Annotated in this window: 14 protein-coding genes; 10 read left to right on the top strand and 4 right to left on the bottom strand. The window is 43.7% G+C overall.

The features are described 5' to 3' along the window. Window positions 1-103: 103 nt before the first annotated feature. Entirely contained in the window at window positions 104-1,357 is a 1,254-nt protein-coding gene (locus IQO02_RS02090) for an aromatic amino acid transport family protein (protein ID WP_010441402.1), read from the bottom strand. Between the two features lie 309 nt (window positions 1,358-1,666). Beyond that, window positions 1,667-2,266: a CoA pyrophosphatase gene (locus IQO02_RS02085; protein ID WP_016767251.1), complete on the bottom strand. Its 600-nt coding sequence runs from the start codon at window positions 2,264-2,266 to the stop codon at window positions 1,667-1,669. Between the two features lie 369 nt (window positions 2,267-2,635). Between IQO02_RS02085 and IQO02_RS02080 the strand changes: the two genes are divergently transcribed. Continuing rightward, a complete protein-coding gene (locus IQO02_RS02080; protein ID WP_010441399.1) occupies window positions 2,636-3,178 on the top strand; it encodes a heme NO-binding domain-containing protein in 543 nt (180 codons plus the stop codon). A gap of 1 nt (window position 3,179) precedes the next feature. Continuing rightward, window positions 3,180-4,898 (top strand): ATP-binding protein, encoded by a 1,719-nt coding sequence (locus IQO02_RS02075; protein WP_016795313.1) that lies wholly within the window; start codon window positions 3,180-3,182, stop codon window positions 4,896-4,898. 138 nt (window positions 4,899-5,036) lie between these two features. Here IQO02_RS02075 and pabB read toward each other — a convergent pair whose 3' ends face one another. Further along, window positions 5,037-6,434, bottom strand: coding sequence for an aminodeoxychorismate synthase component I (pabB, locus tag IQO02_RS02070; protein WP_016789486.1), 1,398 nt, complete (start codon window positions 6,432-6,434; stop codon window positions 5,037-5,039). 254 nt (window positions 6,435-6,688) lie between these two features. Between pabB and IQO02_RS02065 the strand changes: the two genes are divergently transcribed. The 8 genes from IQO02_RS02065 to IQO02_RS02030 all read left to right on the top strand — a co-directional run bounded on the left by IQO02_RS02065 (window position 6,689) and on the right by IQO02_RS02030 (window position 14,637). Further along, on the top strand, window positions 6,689-8,206 hold the full coding sequence (locus IQO02_RS02065) for a fumarate hydratase (protein ID WP_010441395.1): 1,518 nt from the start codon (window positions 6,689-6,691) through the stop codon (window positions 8,204-8,206). A 164-nt stretch (window positions 8,207-8,370) separates the two neighbouring features. Next, window positions 8,371-8,556: a hypothetical protein gene (locus IQO02_RS02060; RefSeq protein WP_010441392.1), complete on the top strand. Its 186-nt coding sequence runs from the start codon at window positions 8,371-8,373 to the stop codon at window positions 8,554-8,556. A 207-nt stretch (window positions 8,557-8,763) separates the two neighbouring features. Beyond that, window positions 8,764-10,137: a YcjX family protein gene (locus IQO02_RS02055; protein WP_016795314.1), complete on the top strand. Its 1,374-nt coding sequence runs from the start codon at window positions 8,764-8,766 to the stop codon at window positions 10,135-10,137. Between the two features lie 14 nt (window positions 10,138-10,151). Further along, on the top strand, window positions 10,152-11,204 hold the full coding sequence (locus IQO02_RS02050; RefSeq protein ID WP_016793763.1) for a YcjF family protein: 1,053 nt from the start codon (window positions 10,152-10,154) through the stop codon (window positions 11,202-11,204). 123 nt (window positions 11,205-11,327) lie between these two features. Beyond that, window positions 11,328-12,872, top strand: a complete 1,545-nt coding sequence (gene tyrR, locus IQO02_RS02045) for a transcriptional regulator TyrR (RefSeq protein WP_010441386.1) — start codon at window positions 11,328-11,330, stop codon at window positions 12,870-12,872. 65 nt (window positions 12,873-12,937) lie between these two features. Further along, on the top strand, window positions 12,938-13,525 hold the full coding sequence (gene rimJ, locus IQO02_RS02040) for a ribosomal protein S5-alanine N-acetyltransferase (RefSeq protein WP_010441383.1): 588 nt from the start codon (window positions 12,938-12,940) through the stop codon (window positions 13,523-13,525). A 167-nt stretch (window positions 13,526-13,692) separates the two neighbouring features. Then, complete coding sequence (locus IQO02_RS02035) at window positions 13,693-14,166, top strand: DUF2947 domain-containing protein (RefSeq protein ID WP_010441382.1); 474 nt, start codon at window positions 13,693-13,695, stop codon at window positions 14,164-14,166. Window positions 14,167-14,421: 255 nt separating this feature from the next. Continuing rightward, complete coding sequence (locus tag IQO02_RS02030; RefSeq protein WP_010441378.1) at window positions 14,422-14,637, top strand: hypothetical protein; 216 nt, start codon at window positions 14,422-14,424, stop codon at window positions 14,635-14,637. Between the two features lie 207 nt (window positions 14,638-14,844). On the opposite strand, the gene IQO02_RS02025 is transcribed toward IQO02_RS02030, so the two are convergent. Beyond that, on the bottom strand, window positions 14,845-17,685 hold the full coding sequence (locus tag IQO02_RS02025; RefSeq protein ID WP_102282783.1) for an Hsp70 family protein: 2,841 nt from the start codon (window positions 17,683-17,685) through the stop codon (window positions 14,845-14,847). Window positions 17,686-17,879 lie beyond the last annotated feature (194 nt).

The following is a 17,879-nucleotide window of genomic DNA, read 5'->3' as shown; positions in this document are numbered from 1 at the left end:
GAGAGCCTCCCACGTCGAGTAGGGAGGCTCATTTATTATCATTATATTTTTTGTCTAATCTCGCGATATAAGATGGATGTCATCTTATAAAAAGTAGCGGAGATTAAAGAGCGCCGTAGATTACAGAACTAATAGCCGCTAGACCACATAAAGCTGTAAAGATTTGCACAGGTGCTGAAGTTTTGTACTTAGCCATTGCTGGTACTTTTTGCATCGCGAATACAGGCATTAGGAACAGGATAGCTGCAATCATTGGAGCACCCATTGTTTCAATCATACCTAGGATGCTTGGGTTAACTACCGCAACAATCCAAGTTGTAACAACGATGAATGCTAGAGATGCTTTCTCAATCGTGCTGATTGAAGAACCAGAGCGAGACTTGATTAGGCCAACAAGACCTTCGTGAGCACCTAGGAAGTGACCGAAGTAGCTAGAAGTAATCGCTGCAAACGCTACAAGAGGACCCATGTAAGAGATAAGTGGAGACTCGTGAACATTAGCTAGGTAAGAAAGAACAGAGATGTTTTGTGCTTGTGCTGTTGCTAGTTGCTCTGGAGATAGAGAAAGCACTACAGAGAATACGAAGAACATTACAAAACCCATCAGCATCATTGCTGCGCCGCCAGTGATCGCGTCAGTTTTCTTAACTGCGTCTTCACCGTATACACGACGTTGCTCTTTAGAGAACTGTGAAATGATTGGGCTGTGGTTGAAAGAGAACACGATGATTGGAATCGCAAGCCAGATAATAGAAGGCATTGCTGACCATTCTGGGCTTGTTTCCATCATTGAAGTGTTCCAATCAGGAACTAGGTAGAAAGATAACGCTAGTAAGATGAATACTAGTGGGTAAACCATCGCTGAAGTTGCTTTAAGCATCAACTCTTTACCGAATACAACACCCGCTGTCATAGCAAGGATAAGTGCACCAGAAAGAAGAGGACGTGGAATGGATTCCATACCCATTTGGTTTACTAAGAAAGAGTCAACCGTGTTTGTGATACCAACACCGTAGATTAGAACGATCGGGTAGATAGCGAAGAAGTAAGCAAAAGTAATAATGTTTGCGCCAGTCTTACCGAAATGTTCTTCAACTGTGTCTGTAATATCGGCTTCAGGGTTTTTAGCAGATAGTACGAAACGAGCTAGAGATTTGTGTGCGAACCAAGTCATTGGTGCCGCGATTAGAGCTAGGATAACTAATGGCCAAAAACCACCCGCACCAGCTTTGATTGGAAGAAATAGTACGCCAGCACCAACTGCTGTACCAAATAGTGATAAACACCAGGTAAAATCTTTGTAGTTAAACTTGCTTGAATCTTTAACGGCATTTGCCGAAGAAGTTGTTGTGTTCATGTTAAATTACTCATTTTTTGGGAACAGGAAATAAGTCGGCGCCAATTCTGCAGAATTTTCTTCTGCAAAAAATAGATCTAAATCATGTAATGAAACGGCGTGGCACATGATATGCGAAAAACGGATTTTTGATCACGAAAATGGTGTGCTACAGGTGATTTATATTTGGCTTGGGTATTAGTTTTTCTTATGAATTGGCGGGGCTTGTATAGTTTTATACCAGGGAATCGTTTGCGTAAAATTGCATTAATAAATCTGTTCCATGGAAAGACAGGATTTTGTTAACAGAGATTAAACAAAACGTAGTTGCTATGTAATTTGTTGCACTACGTGTCGCTGCAGTGATTGGATGATTTGAGCCGTAACGCCCCAAATTAGGTGCTCTTCGAAGGGCATCGCAAAAACACGATGCTTAATTTTCTTAAAATTCACCGTGTGACTGTGCAACTTGGCTTGGTCTAAAACATAGGTGGCTGGAACCTCAAAAATTGAGGCAACTTCGTTCTCATCGATGATGGCTTCATAGTCAGGATCGACCATGGCAACAATCGGTGTCACAGAAAATTTACTAATGGTACTCAATGCTGGTAATTGCCCAACAATTTTAACTTGATCTGATCGAATTCCGACCTCTTCGTGGAGCTCTCTCAGTGCCGTAAACTGCATGGATGGGTCGGAAAGTTCGTGCTTCCCTCCAGGAAAACTGACTTGGCCAGGATGGTGCTTAAGGTGAGCTGCTCTTTTAGTAAAAATGACATGTAAACCATCCTCTCTTTCAACTAAACCTACCACTACTGCTGCTTTACGAAGTTGATCCTCTGTTATATGAGAAACACGCTCAACAGACTCTGGGTGATAGCCAACGGTTGGGTTAAGTTGGAATTGCTGAAGGAAGTTATCTTTATTCATATCATGCCAATATATTGATTGTTATGCTTTTAAGTATAGTCACAACACCGAGTCGAAAGCCAATCTCGCTTTTCTGTTTGCTGAACGATTTGTTTGGTACCAGTTTTAACGTTGTACTAATGTCTCCGTTGTCTATTTTTATTGGCACTCTTAAATCGCAAATAGCAGGTTGATATGTGATACGTCCACCCAATCAGGAGGGGTGTATCTAAAATTCAGTGGCTTTTGCTATATTCAATAGGAGCATATGAGCCGGTAAGCGTTACTCATGTCATAAAATTGAGTGGTGGATGGTTATTTTGTCCTTAAGAATTTGATAACCCTCAGTTAGTGGCTCATTCTAAAAAGAAATAGAATAAAAGGTATGAGATGAAAGGAATCATATTCACCGAATTTTTAGAGCTTGTTGAAGAAAAGTTTGGTTTAGAACTTTTGGAAGAAGTTTTAGAGATGTCAGAAGACGAAGGGATCTATACATCGGTCGGAAGTTACGACCACAAAGATCTCGTGAAACTCATCATTAACCTGAGTAAGAAAACCGATATCGATGCAGGAAGTTTGCAACGCGTATTTGGGCAATCTGTATTTAAAAACCTGTTAGCCTCTTTGCCGAACAAAGCCAGCCTTGCACATAGCAATACCACTTTTCAATTTATTCAACACGTAGAGCGCTATATTCATGTAGAAGTGAAGAAGCTCTATCCCGACGCTGAACCACCAGAATTCAGTTTTATTACTACGACCGAAGCACAACTTATTTTTGACTACAAAAGCGCAAGGTGTATGTCTCATGTTTGTTTGGGACTAATTGAAGGATGCGCTGAATATCACGGGGAGTCTATCTTGGTAGAAATGACACCTCAGAATGATGACCAAAGCGTGGTTAGGTTTAATTTGAAAGTCGAAAAGTAATATGGATCTGGCATCAGCCTTAGAGAAGAAGCTTAAACGTCAAGTCGCGGCACGGAAAGCGGCTGAAGCATTGTTGGAACAAAAGAGTCTTGAATTGTTTGAGGCAAACCAACAGCTTGAGCTTGCTTTGCGTCAGTTAGAAAAACGTTCGAACGCGAATATTCGCCGCATTGAGTTTCAAGAGCAAATCGACAATTTGTTGATCGATTTTGGGCGCGCGTTTCTTAGGAATGATCTCGATGACATCATGTTGTCTGAATTAACGACAAACGTGACGAACAGTTATTTAATTGAAGCCAGTCGTCTGATACTGCCACCTAAACTCATACCTCAACTTCTCACATATGATTACGGCGACGAAACGGTCGGTGGGTTAGATCAAGAGATTCAGGAACCTCAATGGCAAGGTAACTTGTTGACGGTGCCTCTTGAAGTGGAGAAGGTGATCGTTGGTGCACTGATCGTTAAGGTTAGGTTGCTCGATCAAGACTATGAGTTTATTGAGAGTCAACTTTTGTTAGTAACGGATTTGATATGCAGTGCGCTAACTCATCAGCTCGCGATTAACCGAAATATTGAATCACGCAAACGAGCAGAAGAGTCCGAAAGAGCAACTCGTGATTTCGTTGCAATGATTAACCACGAATTAAGAACCCCACTCAACGGCTTGTTAGGTAGTGCTGAATTGATCAGCGACACCGACTTGACCTTTTCTCAGCGTGAAATAGTCAACAACCTAAGTCAATCTGGTGAGTTCCTAAGAACCATCATTAATGACCTACTTGATTACAGTAAGATTAATGCAGGTATGTTGGAGCTGATTCCTAAGACATTTGCACTGGATGATTTGAGAAACACGATTCATAGCATCTTCACCAATCGTGCGATTGAGAAGCAGCTTGAATTTAATATCAGCGTGTCCTCAAATGTACCTACTCATTTTAATGGGGATTTAGAACGCATCACTCAGCTATTTGTAAACCTAATCGGTAATGCGATTAAATTCACAGAAGAGGGACATGTGAATGTTGGTATCGAATGGAACAACAGCCAATTCGTTTTTTCTGTAGAAGATACCGGGGTTGGGATTGCCGAATCTGCACACAAAACTTTGTTTGAACCTTTTACTCAAGCTGATAATTCGAGTAGCCGAAACTATGAGGGTACCGGACTTGGCTTAGCGATTTGCCGTAAGTTGGTCGCTTTGATGAATGGTCATATTAGTGTGTCTAGTGTGGTTGAAGTCGGAACAACTTTTACTATTTCTATACCTTTAAAAGTTATCGATATATCGCGTGAAGATGAACGAGTGGCCAAAAATGTCGAATCAAACGTTGAGCTGTCTTTATTGAAAGTTCTGGTAGTTGATGATATCAAAATGAACCAAATCATCATCCAACAAATGCTACGTAAGCATGATATTGAACCTGTTATCGCTAGTAATGGTGTAGAAGGGTTCGAGCTAGCCTCAAATAATGATTACGACATTGTTTTTATGGATTGCAGAATGCCGGTTATGGATGGCTTTGAAGCGACAGAAAAGCTCAGAGAGAAAGGTTACGCTAAATCTATAGTGGCACTGACTGCCGGCACAACATTAGAAGAGCGTGAACGTTGTATTCAGTGTGGAATGGATGACATCCTTAGTAAACCTTATACCGCGAATGACCTCACAGAGATGCTCAAGAAGTGGGGTGTTTCTGCTGTGAAGGTAGCGTAAGTCACGTTAATAGTGAGTGGTCAATTATCTACTCAGACTCAAATACTAAAAAACCGAAGTGATCTTATGATCCTTCGGTTTATTTATATCGAGCTTTTGCCTATGACTAAATAGCTAGATAGCCTTCAGTGTCGTTACCTAACACTCTTCAAGCACAGGAAGGATGCGACTCAGCTTATCTAATGTTTCTTGATATTCAGAGGCGCAATCACTATCGAATACCACACCACCACCAGCCCAAGCATAAAGCGTGTTGTTCTCGGCAACTAACGTACGAATGGTAATGCTGGTGTCCATTCTGCCATTCCTACTGATGTAGCCGATACTGCCGCAATACGCTGAGCGTCGATGCGGTTCCAACTCTTCAATGATCTGCATAGCGCGCACTTTTGGAGCGCCAGTAATTGAACCTCCAGGGAAGCAAGCTCTCAGTAAGTCGGTTGCTGAGTATTTAGAATCTAGGTCGGCTCTGATTGTACTAACTAAGTGATGCACAGCAGGGAAGCTTTCGATATCAAACAGTTTAGGGACATGCACCGTACCAGGTTTTGCCACACGGCCAATATCATTACGTAACAGGTCAACGATCATCAGGTTTTCGGCCTGATCTTTTTCTGCACTCAACAAGTCTTGAGCATGGGCATCATCAACTTTACGATCCTCAGAACGAGGGCGCGTACCTTTAATTGGCTTAGTTTCGATGATGTTGTCTTTAAGCTCTAAGAAACGCTCCGGAGAAACACTAATGATTGCGCACTCTGCCAATCGGATAAAACCAGAAAAGGGCGCCGAGTTGTACTGTTCAAGTTTCTCATAAGCGAGCCATTCACTACCTTGGTATTGAGCATTGAAGCGCTGAGCTAAGTTAATCTGATAACAGTCACCCGATAACAGATACTCTTGCACGCTATTAAACTTATTGGCGTAGCTCTCTTCGCTCATATTGGATTGCCACGGTGTGGTTAATCCAAAGCGCACATGTGTTCGGTTTGGCCTAGAGGCCTGTTGTATCAGCCAATCATGATGTTCATCGATATTGCAGCCGACAATACACGCCGTTTTTAATTGATGGTCAACGATCACTGCCCATTCATATAAACCAACCGCCATGTCGGGCGCAGAAATATCATGCTTAGCAAGAGAGGGAAGAGCTTCTACTCGTCGCCCTAAATCGTAACTGAAGTAGCCTAAAGCGCCGCCAACGAATGGCAAATCAGCATGCTCTTTGGTCGCCGGTAATAACTGCTGTTGATATTGGTCGAGTAGTTCGAAAGGATCCGACTTTGAAACGAAATGCTTTTTGCTAACAAGAGTTTCTTCATTAACATTAACGGTCGTTTCTGCACCGATAGTCTCGAAGGTGGCGATGGGTTGAGCAACTAAAATATCGTATCGACTATCAACATGGCTTTCTGAAGCGGAGCGTAATAGCATTGCCCACGGTAGGTTTTCAATATGAGAAAACAGATGTTTAGCTAAAGTTGATTGATATTCAAGCGGCTTGATTTGGATAGAGCGAAATTCGTTGTTATTCATTTGTTTAATTTGTGACAAAGAGTTCGATCACTGCATGGCGTGTGAGAGGAAGCAAGAGTATCATAAATTGAAAATAAAATGGGTTCTTGATTAGAACGGTGCAAACCACATGGTTTAGTTTAAAGCTATGCAAGCGATTGCTACAGCAACTAAATACAGCTCAACATAATAAAAAGCTAAGCCAACTAATTCGGTTAGACAAAAACAGTTAAACCAAGATCCCACATGGAACCAGAACAATAAAGAGGCATGCAATGACGGTTATTCGTAAGCAAGATGTGATCAGCAGTGTCGCTGACGCACTTCAGTACATTTCTTATTATCACCCTTTAGACTTTGTCCAAGCCCTAGAAAAAGCGTACGAGAAAGAAGAAAGCCAAGCAGCAAAAGATGCTATCGCTCAGATTCTTATTAACTCGCGTATGTCTGCGGAAGGTCATCGTCCAATTTGTCAGGATACGGGTATTGTTACTTGTTTCGTGAACATCGGTATGGATGTTAGGTGGGAAACGGATCAAACAGTACAACAGATGGTTGATGAAGGCGTTCGTCAAGCTTACAACAATCCAGATAACCCATTGCGTGCATCTGTCCTAATGGACCCTGCAGGTAAGCGTATTAATACCAAAGACAACACACCAGCAGTTGTTCACATTAATATGGTTCCAGGCAACAAAGTTGAAATTCAAATCGCGGCAAAAGGCGGCGGTTCTGAGAACAAAACCAAGATGGTAATGCTTAACCCTTCTGATGATATTGCAGAGTGGGTAGAGAAGACGCTACCAACAATGGGCGCGGGCTGGTGTCCACCGGGCATGCTTGGTATAGGCATTGGCGGTACGGCTGAGAAAGCCGCGGTACTCGCTAAAGAATCTCTGATGGAACACATCGATATTCAAGACCTTATCGACAAAGGTCCAGAGAACGCAGAAGAAGAGCTTCGTTTAGACATCTTCAACCGTGTAAACAAGCTTGGTATTGGTGCACAAGGCCTTGGCGGTCTAACGACTGTGGTTGACGTTAAAATCAAAACAGCGCCAACGCATGCAGCTTCAAAGCCTGTTTGCTTGATCCCGAATTGTGCGGCAACGCGTCACGTTCACTTTACGCTAGACGGCAGCGGCCCTGCAGAACTAACACCACCTAAGTTAGAAGAGTGGCCAGACATTACTTGGGAAGCAGGCGCAAATACACGCCGTGTTAACCTTGATGAAATTACTAAAGAAGACGTTCAAGAGTGGAAGACTGGCGAAACGGTTCTTCTATCAGGCAAGATCTTAACCGGTCGTGATGCTGCTCATAAGCGTATTCAAGGCATGCTTGAAAGTGGTGAAGGTTTACCAGAAGGCGTCGACCTGAAAGGCAAGTTCATATACTACGTTGGCCCTGTCGATGCTGTGGGTGACGAAGCGGTAGGTCCTGCGGGCCCAACAACGTCTACTCGCATGGATAAGTTCACCGACATGATGCTAGAAGAAACCGGTATTATGGGCATGATTGGTAAAGCCGAGCGTGGCCCTGCAACGGTTGAGTCAATCAAACAGCATAAATCGGTTTACCTAATGGCCGTTGGTGGTGCAGCTTATTTAGTCGCGAAGGCAATTAAAAAAGCACGCGTGGTTGCGTTTGAAGATCTCGGTATGGAAGCGATTTACGAGTTTGAAGTTGAGGACATGCCGGTAACGGTAGCGGTTGACTCTAACGGCGTAAACGCACACCAGATCGGCCCTGACACGTGGAAAGTGAAAATTGCAGAAGCCGAAAAAGCGTAATTAACGAACGCTAGAAAGGCGCAATTAACCTTGACCTGAGTGTTTGAATTGCAATTTTTGACAGAAACTTAAGAATAAAAGTGCAGCATTGTCTGCACTTTTGTCTTATTATCAATGATATAGTTATAAACACATCGTTTGATATAAGAACATAGGAGAGAGGAATGCCTCGTTTTATTCAGATCCTACAGATTATCTTGGCAGTGGTGATTGGTAGTTTCATTGGTTACGATTTGATCTTGCACGGAATCAGCATCTTTAACGAAAAGTACGTAACTATCACATGTGTATTATGGTTGATTTCTGAGATCACACTGTTCGTTATCTACAAGCTGATAGAAGACGATTAGTCTGACATTAACTGAAAATTTTAAAGCCCCTGATTATGAATGTAGTCAGGGGCTTTTATTCATCTAGCATTAAGAATGTGTATTGCATACTCACTACTATTAGCAAAAGAACAAGCATAAGCATACAAACTAACCCAACTGGGAAAGAGCACAGGCTAACGTTTCTATTACTATATCAGTTAGCTTAACTATTACGGAGTCGTTCAAATGAAACACCTAACTCAAGAAATGAGTGACTTTATAAGCAGAGGAACGGATTCTCATATTCGAGTAGCGGTCACGGGGCTTTCTCGTGCGGGTAAGACAGCATTCATTACTTCGCTGGTTAATCAACTTCTTCATACGTCTACCCACAAAAATCTGCCTCTACTTGCCTCGGCGAGAGATGGAAGAATCATTGGTGCTAAACGTATTCCACAACATAACATGATGATCCCGCGTTTTTCTTACGATGAAGCGATGGAGTCACTCAATGCGGAGCCACCAGAATGGCCCGTGCCAACGCGTGATGTCAGTGAGATTCGCTTAGCCATCAAATATAAACCAGCCAAAGGCGCGAAGAAGCTGCTGAGTAAAAACAGCACCCTTTATCTCGATATTGTCGACTACCCAGGCGAGTGGCTACTTGATTTACCCCTACTGGATATGGATTTCGATACTTGGAGTCAATCTCAATTTTCCGCATTGAAAGGCGATAGAGAAGTCTACTCGCAACAGTGGAACGCAATGCGCGGTGACATTGACTTGCTAGCCGAAGCCGACGAAAAAAAACTGGTCGCGATTGCCGATAGCTACACCCAGTACCTGCATACTTGTAAAAGTAACGGACTGCATTGGGTGCAACCGGGTCGATTCGTATTACCGGGTGAGCTTGAAGGTGCGCCTGTGCTGCAATTTTTCCCGTGCATCGCACCTGAGGGCAAGTTCTCAAAAACAAGTAACTATGCGGTTTTAAAAGCACGTTATGAAGAGTATCAGCAAAAGGTCGTAAAGGCGTTCTATAAGAATCACTTCGCGACGTTCGATAGACAAATCGTGCTGGTGGACTGCTTACAGCCGCTCAATGCGGGCTACGACTCTTTCATGGATATGCGTGGTGCATTAGAGCAGCTATTAAAGAGCTTTAAGTACGGCCGAAGCAATATCTTAAGACGCCTGTTTGCGCCGAAGATCGACAAGATCTTGTTTGCAGCCACCAAAGCTGACCATGTGACACCGGATCAACATCCGAACTTGGTGTCGCTGTTACAACAGATGGTACACCCAGCGTGGCAACAGGCGGCGTTTGAACATATCGACATGAGTTGCATGAGCATCGCGTCTATTCAAGCGACCAGTGCGGGTTATATTTCGTCAGGTTCAGACAATGTTCCTGCGTTGCAAGGGGTCACTTTAGATAACGTGTCTCAAACCATGTATCCTGGCGAGGTGCCGCGTAAGCTGCCGAACAAACAATATTGGGAAACCAATCAGTTTGATTTCACGAGCTTTAGGCCAATGGAACAACATTCCGATGAGCCTTGTCAGCACTTACGAGTCGATAAGGTTTTAGAGTATCTCATTGGCGATAAGTTGAAGTAATTGAGGCAATCAAAATGAGTGAATTAAAAACGAAACAAGTCTTTGATGAACCGTTGAAGACCTCGTTCGATGAGCAAGATAAGAATGAAGTTAGCCCAGATTTAGGTGCTCAACAAATGTTCACCGAACAAGAAAAATTTGTACCTGTCGCACCACAAGTAGAAATTGACCTAGATGGCGAAGCTGAGCAACAACTGGAGCAAGTGATACGCCCGAGTAAAAAGAAAAAGTGGTTTACTTCTGGCTTGTTGGTCGCTTTCTCTGGCTTAGTGGGCTGGCAAGCGGTCGATTCTGTGATCACCGCGATTCAAGCCGCTGACTGGTTAGCATTAGGTTGGGCCGGTTTTATTGCTGCAATCGCGTCATTAGGCCTTGGTGCAATAGGTAAAGAGCTATGGAAGCTACGTTCACTGAAAGACCATTTCAGTGTGCAAGAGCAGAGCGAAGAGCTACTCCAAAGTCAAAGCGTTGGTAAGGGAAAAGCGTTTTGTGAACACATCGCTAAACAAGGGGGCATTGTTGCCGAGTCTCCTTCATACGATAAGTGGCGGAACAGTATCAACCCGGCACATAGCGATGCCGAAGTGCTGGATATGTACGATGCGTTGGTCGTTAGCCATCAGGATAAAGTCGCCACTCAGATCGTGACTAAGTTTTCTACTGAATCTGCAGCTTTGGTTGCAGTGAGCCCATTGGCTGCTGCAGACATGTTGTTGGTGGCGTGGCGTAATTTCACCATGATAGACAAGCTAGCCGATGTGTATGGTATTGAACTTGGCTACTGGTCGCGCATTAAGCTGTTTAAATTAGTGTTAATCAACATGGCAGCGGCAGGGGCAAGTGAATTGGCGATTGATGCGAGCATGGACCTCGTATCGATGGACTTAGCAGGCAAAATTTCTGCAAGAGCAGGGCAGGGGCTCGGTGTTGGTATTTTAACCGCTCGACTGGGCTTAAAAGCCATGACTTTGCTTCGTCCTATGCCTTGGCATAAAGAGCGAAAAGTAAAATTATCGGACCTTCGTAAAGCCGTCCTTTCTGAAATAAAGCGTATTACTCTCAAATAAAGTATTTGAGGCTCAATAGTTTGAGAAGAAGGGTAAACATATGTTTACTCTTCTTCTTGACTGAACTCAGACCTTAATCCACACTACTGTCAACTTATCCTGACACCTATAATAGGACTATTTGTGCGTCTTGAAGTATTGTGTGAAGACAGACTCGGCTTAACGCGTGAGTTGCTCGATATCTTGGCCTCAAAAAGCATTGATTTAAGAGGAATCGAAATTGATGTAAAAGGCATTATTTACCTAAATTGCCCTGATATTAATTTTGATGCTTTTAGTGAACTTATGGCTGAAATTCGCCGAATTTCAGGTGTGAAGGATGTACGTAAAATCCAATTTATGCCGAGCGAAAGGCATAACACCGAGCTGATTGCACTGCTTGCAAACCTACCAGATCCAGTGATTGCGATTGACCTTAAAGGTTCAGTCGACATGGCAAACCACGCAGCACTCAACCTTTTTGGTAAGCAAGAAAGTGAAGTTATTGGCGAGCCGTTATCAACGTTTGTTCCTAGCTTCAATTTTGCTCGTTGGATCGACGGTGATGTAACACGTCATCGTGAAGTCGTAGTACTAGACGGTTTGGATTTTTCTATCGAGATACTGCCTATTTATCTTGGGGGTGACGTGAACGAAGCGGTACTGGCTAGCGCCGTAATGACGATTCGTTCTTGCAACCAAGAGATGAACTCGACAGATGCGATCCCAGAACAGAACAACCTGGGCTTTGAACATTTTGTCGGTGTCTCTAATCGTCACAAAGCCTTGATCAGTCAAGCTAAGAAGTTGGCGATGTTGGATCAACCTCTTCTGATTGAAGGTGATACGGGGACAGGTAAAGAGATGCTTGCAAAAGCATGCCATAACCGCTCAAACCGATCGTCTTTCCCATTCTTGATTTTAAGCTGTGCATCAATGCCTGATGACGTGGCAGAAACGGAACTGTTTGGTCATGCTCCGGGTTCATTCAACCATGAACAAGGACATAAAGGCATTTTCGAACAAGCAAATGGCGGTACTGTATTTTTAGATGAAATTGGCGAAATGAGCCCGCATCTACAAATCAAACTTTTACGCTTCCTACAGGATGGTTCATTCCGTCGTGTTGGTGAAGAAGAAGAGATGCACGCTGATGTTCGTATTATTGCATCAACGCGCCACCGTCTTTCTGAATTAGCTGACTCAGGCTCGTTTCGTGAAGACCTGTTCTACCGCTTGAATGTACTGACGCTATCAATTCCAGCCTTACGTGAGCGCTCTAACGACGTAGCACCGTTATTGGAGTTGTTTGTTGCTAAGTACGCACAGCAGTTAGGTATGCTAAAGCCAAAGTTAACTCCAGAATTGATCGACCAATTGGGCAACTATCAATGGCCGGGCAACATTCGTCAATTGGACAACATGGTTTTGCGTGCACTCACTGAATTAGATTCTGACACGTTAACGGTTGAGCAATTCCATCTGCCTCAACTTGAAACCATGACCGCTGGAATGGCGAATCTGAGCTTGGATGGTTCTCTGGACGAGATCATGAAAGATTATGAATCTCAGATCCTTGAAAAGCTCTATCAGTCTTTCCCATCGAGCCGTAAGTTAGCAAAACGTTTGAACGTCTCTCATACCTCAATTGCGAACAAGCTTCGTGACTATGGGATCAGAAAAAACTGATTGAACCTGCTTAGCCATCGTACTGAGCAAAAAAACAAGACAAGTTGACGGATTAAGAAAAACGAATGGAAGATTTAAGTACACCAGCCCGCGTTTATAAGCACGATGGAAACCTTATTCTACGTACAGCGCAAGTTGACGACGCGAGTATGATCAGTGAGTACTTTCAGATTAATAGAAAGCACCTCAAGCCATGGGAACCGATTCGCGAAGATGCGTTCTTCGAAAGAGAAGGTTGGGCTCAGCGACTGATCAAGTTAAATGAGCTTCATAAAATGGGGCTTGGCTACTACTGTTTATTGATCAATGCAGACTCAAACGAGATGCTAGGGACAATATCTTTCAGCAACTTGTCACGGTTCCCGTTCTACGCTTGTAATGTGGGCTACTCATTGGCTGAAAGTGCACAAGGCCACGGTTACATGCGGAGAGGCTTGAGCATGGCAAAAGACTACATGTTTGATGTGCAGAACATGCACCGCTTAATGGCGGGCTATATGCCTCACAATGAACGCAGTGCGAGTGTATTGGAGCATCTTGGTTTTGTTCGCGAAGGTTTTGCCAAAGATTACCTACAGATTAACGGTAAATGGGAAGATCATATACTAACGGCATTAGTTAACCCAAACTGGGAAGATAAGCGCGTTCTTTAAACGCCAATAATACTTAGACCTAGTGATTTTTAACGCTAATAGCGTCGCATACATAAAAGAATTTTAGAGGCAGCAATCATTTAAGCGACCATGAAGTCGCCGCTGCATCAAAAAGTACATATAGGCATGGTTATCCACTTGCCTTAGAAGATATTTGAGGAATTTTGATGTCATATACAACTTTGGACGAATACCAAAGAAAATGGATTTTCACTCATCAGTCAATGCCGCTGCCAGCGGAAGACTTGGAAAAGATCAAGCCAATGACTCAGGCAAGAGCGTCTCAGTTCTGGAAAGAGAACGTAAGCCCTCAAAGCCCAGATGCAGAAAGACTGAGTTCACAAGACTGGCCAAGCAAATCGTCGAACTGGAACGAAGAGATCAGCTGGATGGCGAATTGGGAAGCCGACGAACCAGAAATGCCAGAAGAAATCTTAAACTTCATTGATTGGCAAGATGACGTAACTGTTTATTTTTGTTACGAAAAATACAACGTCCTTGAAACTAAATGGTCAGTATTTAAGAAACATTGGAAGAACTTTTTGTTCTACGATGATGGACCAATTTTGCTAGGTCGTCGTCGTTCGGAAGCGCTTTGGTTTGCAACAAACGGCACGGTGAAAATCGGTAACCGCGCTTAAACTCAACGTGGCTTAATTAAGCCACGTTGTATGGGCTATAGATAAAAAGCGAGCACTTAGCTCGCTTTTTTTGTGCGCGATGATCTTTAATGATCGTTGAGGGTTTACGACTATTTGAGCCCTGCTTTTGATGTGTATTTCTGTTTGTGTCGATCGGGTGATTTACGAAATTGAGACCGCTATCCCATTGGCTCACTTGAAGTTTTAAGAGGTTTGGCTATATTTATATTACTGCCTTAGTGGAGGTGAAGTATTATGATTTGGGATACTCTCGAACGTGTAAATAAACTTCGCAAGGAAGCAATGGAGGATCCAGAATTTTTGGATTCGGCAAAAATGCATGAGCAATGGCTTTTAAGCGAAACTCATAACCAATCAACTAAAGGAACCAAGGATAAGAAACCGAAAAAACTATCAGATATTTATGAAAACACGGATTTTCCGATTAACCCAACAGGAACGAAACATTAACAATGATGAACTGCAACACGGCTAAGGCCTTTAAACAGCGAGCCTCTAATCAATTAGATATTGGCCAGCGAAACACTAGCCAACCAGACACTTGCAAACAGGCCTTTAGCCACCTATAAAAAAGCCACTTTCAACGAATCGAAAGTGGCTTTTTCTTTTCTAACTTGTGACTAAAGCTAATCGCTATAAAACTAACAGCTTTTAAAACTAGCTATTGATCAGGCTTAATCCGCTTGGTAATGCATCGCCAAATACGCGCTTAGACTCACTTTCAGAAAGTTCTGTCACTTCATTCACCAGTGTTAACCATGAATCAGGGACCTTGCTTTGTTTAAGCTTCTCAATCACTTGATTGCGATAGTCATCAGAGATATCAAACTGACGGTCACCGGTTTTACGACAAATCATCACAGCAGCGAAGGCTATCATTTGTTCTTTGTGCCAGTTCTGCTCAAGCAGTTTCGGTAGCCACTGTTCAGCTTGTTCTCTTGGAATCACACTATGTTGGCTGCCATACAAAGGCGTTCTTGATGCTAATCGACCTAGCGCCCACCAGTGAGCTTGTTCAAATTGGTTATGGTTAATCGCTTTGCTCAAGAACCAGCTTGCCAGCAGCACTTTGTCTTCCACTTCCAGTTGCTCAAGTGATGCCGCTAAACGAACCATGGCTTCATAACCATTGTCTTGCGCATCTTTAGCTGTTTTAGGGTTCTTCATTGCGCCTGGGTGAAGGTACTTCGCGATATCAGCCAAGATAGTTTCTTGCTGTTCTTGATTCAGGCCTCCCGCAACACGACGCCAGAATACCCACCAATCTGTCCAACCTTGATGGTTCTGGAATTGGATGTTTTGTTGGTAAAGTCCCCAAATTTGTTCAATACGCCATGAGTCAGTTGGGTCACCAAAGCCAGGTCGCATAGAGTAACCCGCCAAACGAAGCCAGTTTTTCTCATGCGCTTCAGAGCGACGACGGCGTTTACGACCTAAAGAGAACGAATCAAACAGGTGACGGAGAGTAGTAAAGTCCCACTCTTCGCGCTTACCGAGTAGCTTTTCAAGATCTTTAGCAAGTGTTTTGATCTCTTTAGATTCAGCACTCTTCTTGTTACCGCTGTATAGGCGAGAAATTAGCTCCTTACATTCGTCCAGTCTTGGATGAAGTTTAGAGTTATCGGATTCATCGCCTTGCTTGTTTCTTACTTCAAACTCGAGCAACCAACGCTTAGAGTCATCTTCTGTACTCACACACTCCATTTTTAGTGTGCCGACTTCGGTTAACTGACAAGCGAGCAGTACTTCAACACGCTCTTTTTGGTTGGCTTGAAGTTCTGCAGTACCTGAGCCTTCCAACGTAGAAATATACGGTGGGAGAGGCGAGAACAAGTCGGCATCCACATTGACCATCACACCATTTTGAATAGCAGTGTCGTGAGCTATTTGGTCGTGTGTTGAAGTCAGTAGATTAAATCGTACTGGCTCACCTAACGTCAACGAAAAACGACGACTGTTTAAGCGTATCTCTTGGCCTTCCTCAGTACCTTTGGCAAGCAAACAAAGTGCTTTACCCATCTTGTTCTTCTCTTGTAGATGCAAGAAGTAAGAACGCGCAGCACCGCCACCGATTTTCAGTTGTGCACCACGGCGGGCTTTACCAAAGGCGACCGCGCCAAGGGCAACAGACCAATCAGGGTGAGGGTTATCAAGCACTGTGATTGGAGAACCGTTCCAATTGCCTAGTAGCTGAGTAATACGCTCAGTCACAAGTTCACTGTTGAACACACCACCATTGAGTAGTACACCTACAGGAATTGCAGGTTTGGTGTCATCGAACTCAACAGAGCCTGAGTTTTCCAATGCGGCTTTAGACACTTGTTGGTGTGTCGTTAGGAATTCTGCAACGTGCTTACTCACCGCAGGGTCAGCCACGTAAGGCAGACCGAATTCAACCACGGCGCTGCGGCGTTTGTCGGGTGTTTCAGTAAACTCAGAAAGCGGGAAGAAACCTTCCAAAGCGATTTGATGAACTTCTTGCTTAGTTAAGCCAATGCTCTTGGTACCACCTAGTAGCTTCGAACCACTACCGAGCATGGTGATCTTCACGTCTTCTGGCGCATTGGCAGAAAGCAGGCTCTCTTTTGCAGCGCGAGTTTGTTGAATTAGTTTGGTTAGGCTAGAAGCATTCAGCTTTTTGTTTTGATTGAAGCGTTGCTCAGCAAGGTGAGCAAGCGCTAAATCGAGGTTATCACCACCAAGCATCAAGTGTTCACCAACACCGATACGATCAAGTGCTAACTCGTTAATTCCATCGTTGTTCGAATCGAACTTAGCCTCGATTAAGCTCAAGTCGGTAGTACCACCGCCGACATCACACACTAAGATCAATGGGATCTGTTGAAGCTCTTCCGCAGCCGTTTGTTGATGACGAGCATACCAGTCATAACAAACAGCTTGAGGCTCTTCGAGTAATAAAATCTTACCTAAGCCAGCAAGTTCTGCGGCTTCAAGTGTCAGCTTACGTGCTGTCTCATCGAATGATGCAGGAACCGTTACAACAACATCTTGGTCTTCAAGTTTGTTGCTTGGATTACGGTAGTTCCACGCTTGGCGGATGTGATTCAGGTAGCTCGCACTCGCGACAACCGGCGATACTTTATCGACATCAGCTGCGCCAGCCCAAGGAAGGATATCTGAACTACGATCGACGGCTTGGTGTGACAGCCAGCTTTTAGCACTGGATACTTGACGGCCTTCGACTTTAGCACCCAATTCACGTGCCCATTCACCGACGATAACGTTTTTAATATCGCCTTCAACTAAGTTCGGTGCCCAAGGCATGGTGAGGTCGAAAGGGGAGATCTGACCTTGTGCTGGGTGGTAACGAAATGATGGAAGTAGGGGTTTTCGAACCACTTCACCAGGGCCGATGAGTTGGTCAATATCGAAAAGAGAAACGGGAGCGTGTTGTAGGTCGTCGTTGATTTCACAGTAAGCAACAACGGTATTGGTTGTGCCTAAGTCAATGCCGACTAAAAAACGAGGAGATGCCATACAAAACCTTATTCTGCCAAAGTGATGACCAGTTTATTGATAGTTTTGGTCTTATTGTTGCTATTCGTGAACGTCATTCCCGAGAAGAAGGTACGACTGAGTCGGGAATATCATCACACTGTGTTTGAGACCGAAAAATTAGAACCTATAAGTTAAAACAGAGCGGTTAAAAAACACAGGGGTTAAAACAGATT

It is taken from the genome of Vibrio sp. OPT24, assembly GCF_015163545.1.
GTDB classification, from domain to species: domain Bacteria; phylum Pseudomonadota; class Gammaproteobacteria; order Enterobacterales; family Vibrionaceae; genus Vibrio; species Vibrio cyclitrophicus.
This window is presented reverse-complemented; position numbering and strand designations above follow the sequence as displayed.

What these genes read in the sequence shown, in the direction of transcription:
- IQO02_RS02090 (WP_010441402.1), bottom strand. Translation starts at nt 1,357, where the DNA reads ATGAACACAACAACTTCTTCGGCAAATGCCGTTAAAGATTCAAGCAAG.
- IQO02_RS02085 (WP_016767251.1), bottom strand. Translation starts at nt 2,266, where the DNA reads ATGAATAAAGATAACTTCCTTCAGCAATTCCAACTTAACCCAACCGTT.
- IQO02_RS02080 (WP_010441399.1), top strand. Translation starts at nt 2,636, where the DNA reads ATGAAAGGAATCATATTCACCGAATTTTTAGAGCTTGTTGAAGAAAAG.
- IQO02_RS02075 (WP_016795313.1), top strand. Translation starts at nt 3,180, where the DNA reads ATGGATCTGGCATCAGCCTTAGAGAAGAAGCTTAAACGTCAAGTCGCG.
- pabB (WP_016789486.1), bottom strand. Translation starts at nt 6,434, where the DNA reads ATGAATAACAACGAATTTCGCTCTATCCAAATCAAGCCGCTTGAATAT.
- IQO02_RS02065 (WP_010441395.1), top strand. Translation starts at nt 6,689, where the DNA reads ATGACGGTTATTCGTAAGCAAGATGTGATCAGCAGTGTCGCTGACGCA.
- IQO02_RS02060 (WP_010441392.1), top strand. Translation starts at nt 8,371, where the DNA reads ATGCCTCGTTTTATTCAGATCCTACAGATTATCTTGGCAGTGGTGATT.
- IQO02_RS02055 (WP_016795314.1), top strand. Translation starts at nt 8,764, where the DNA reads ATGAAACACCTAACTCAAGAAATGAGTGACTTTATAAGCAGAGGAACG.
- IQO02_RS02050 (WP_016793763.1), top strand. Translation starts at nt 10,152, where the DNA reads ATGAGTGAATTAAAAACGAAACAAGTCTTTGATGAACCGTTGAAGACC.
- rimJ (WP_010441383.1), top strand. Translation starts at nt 12,938, where the DNA reads ATGGAAGATTTAAGTACACCAGCCCGCGTTTATAAGCACGATGGAAAC.
- IQO02_RS02035 (WP_010441382.1), top strand. Translation starts at nt 13,693, where the DNA reads ATGTCATATACAACTTTGGACGAATACCAAAGAAAATGGATTTTCACT.
- IQO02_RS02030 (WP_010441378.1), top strand. Translation starts at nt 14,422, where the DNA reads ATGATTTGGGATACTCTCGAACGTGTAAATAAACTTCGCAAGGAAGCA.
- IQO02_RS02025 (WP_102282783.1), bottom strand. Translation starts at nt 17,685, where the DNA reads ATGGCATCTCCTCGTTTTTTAGTCGGCATTGACTTAGGCACAACCAAT.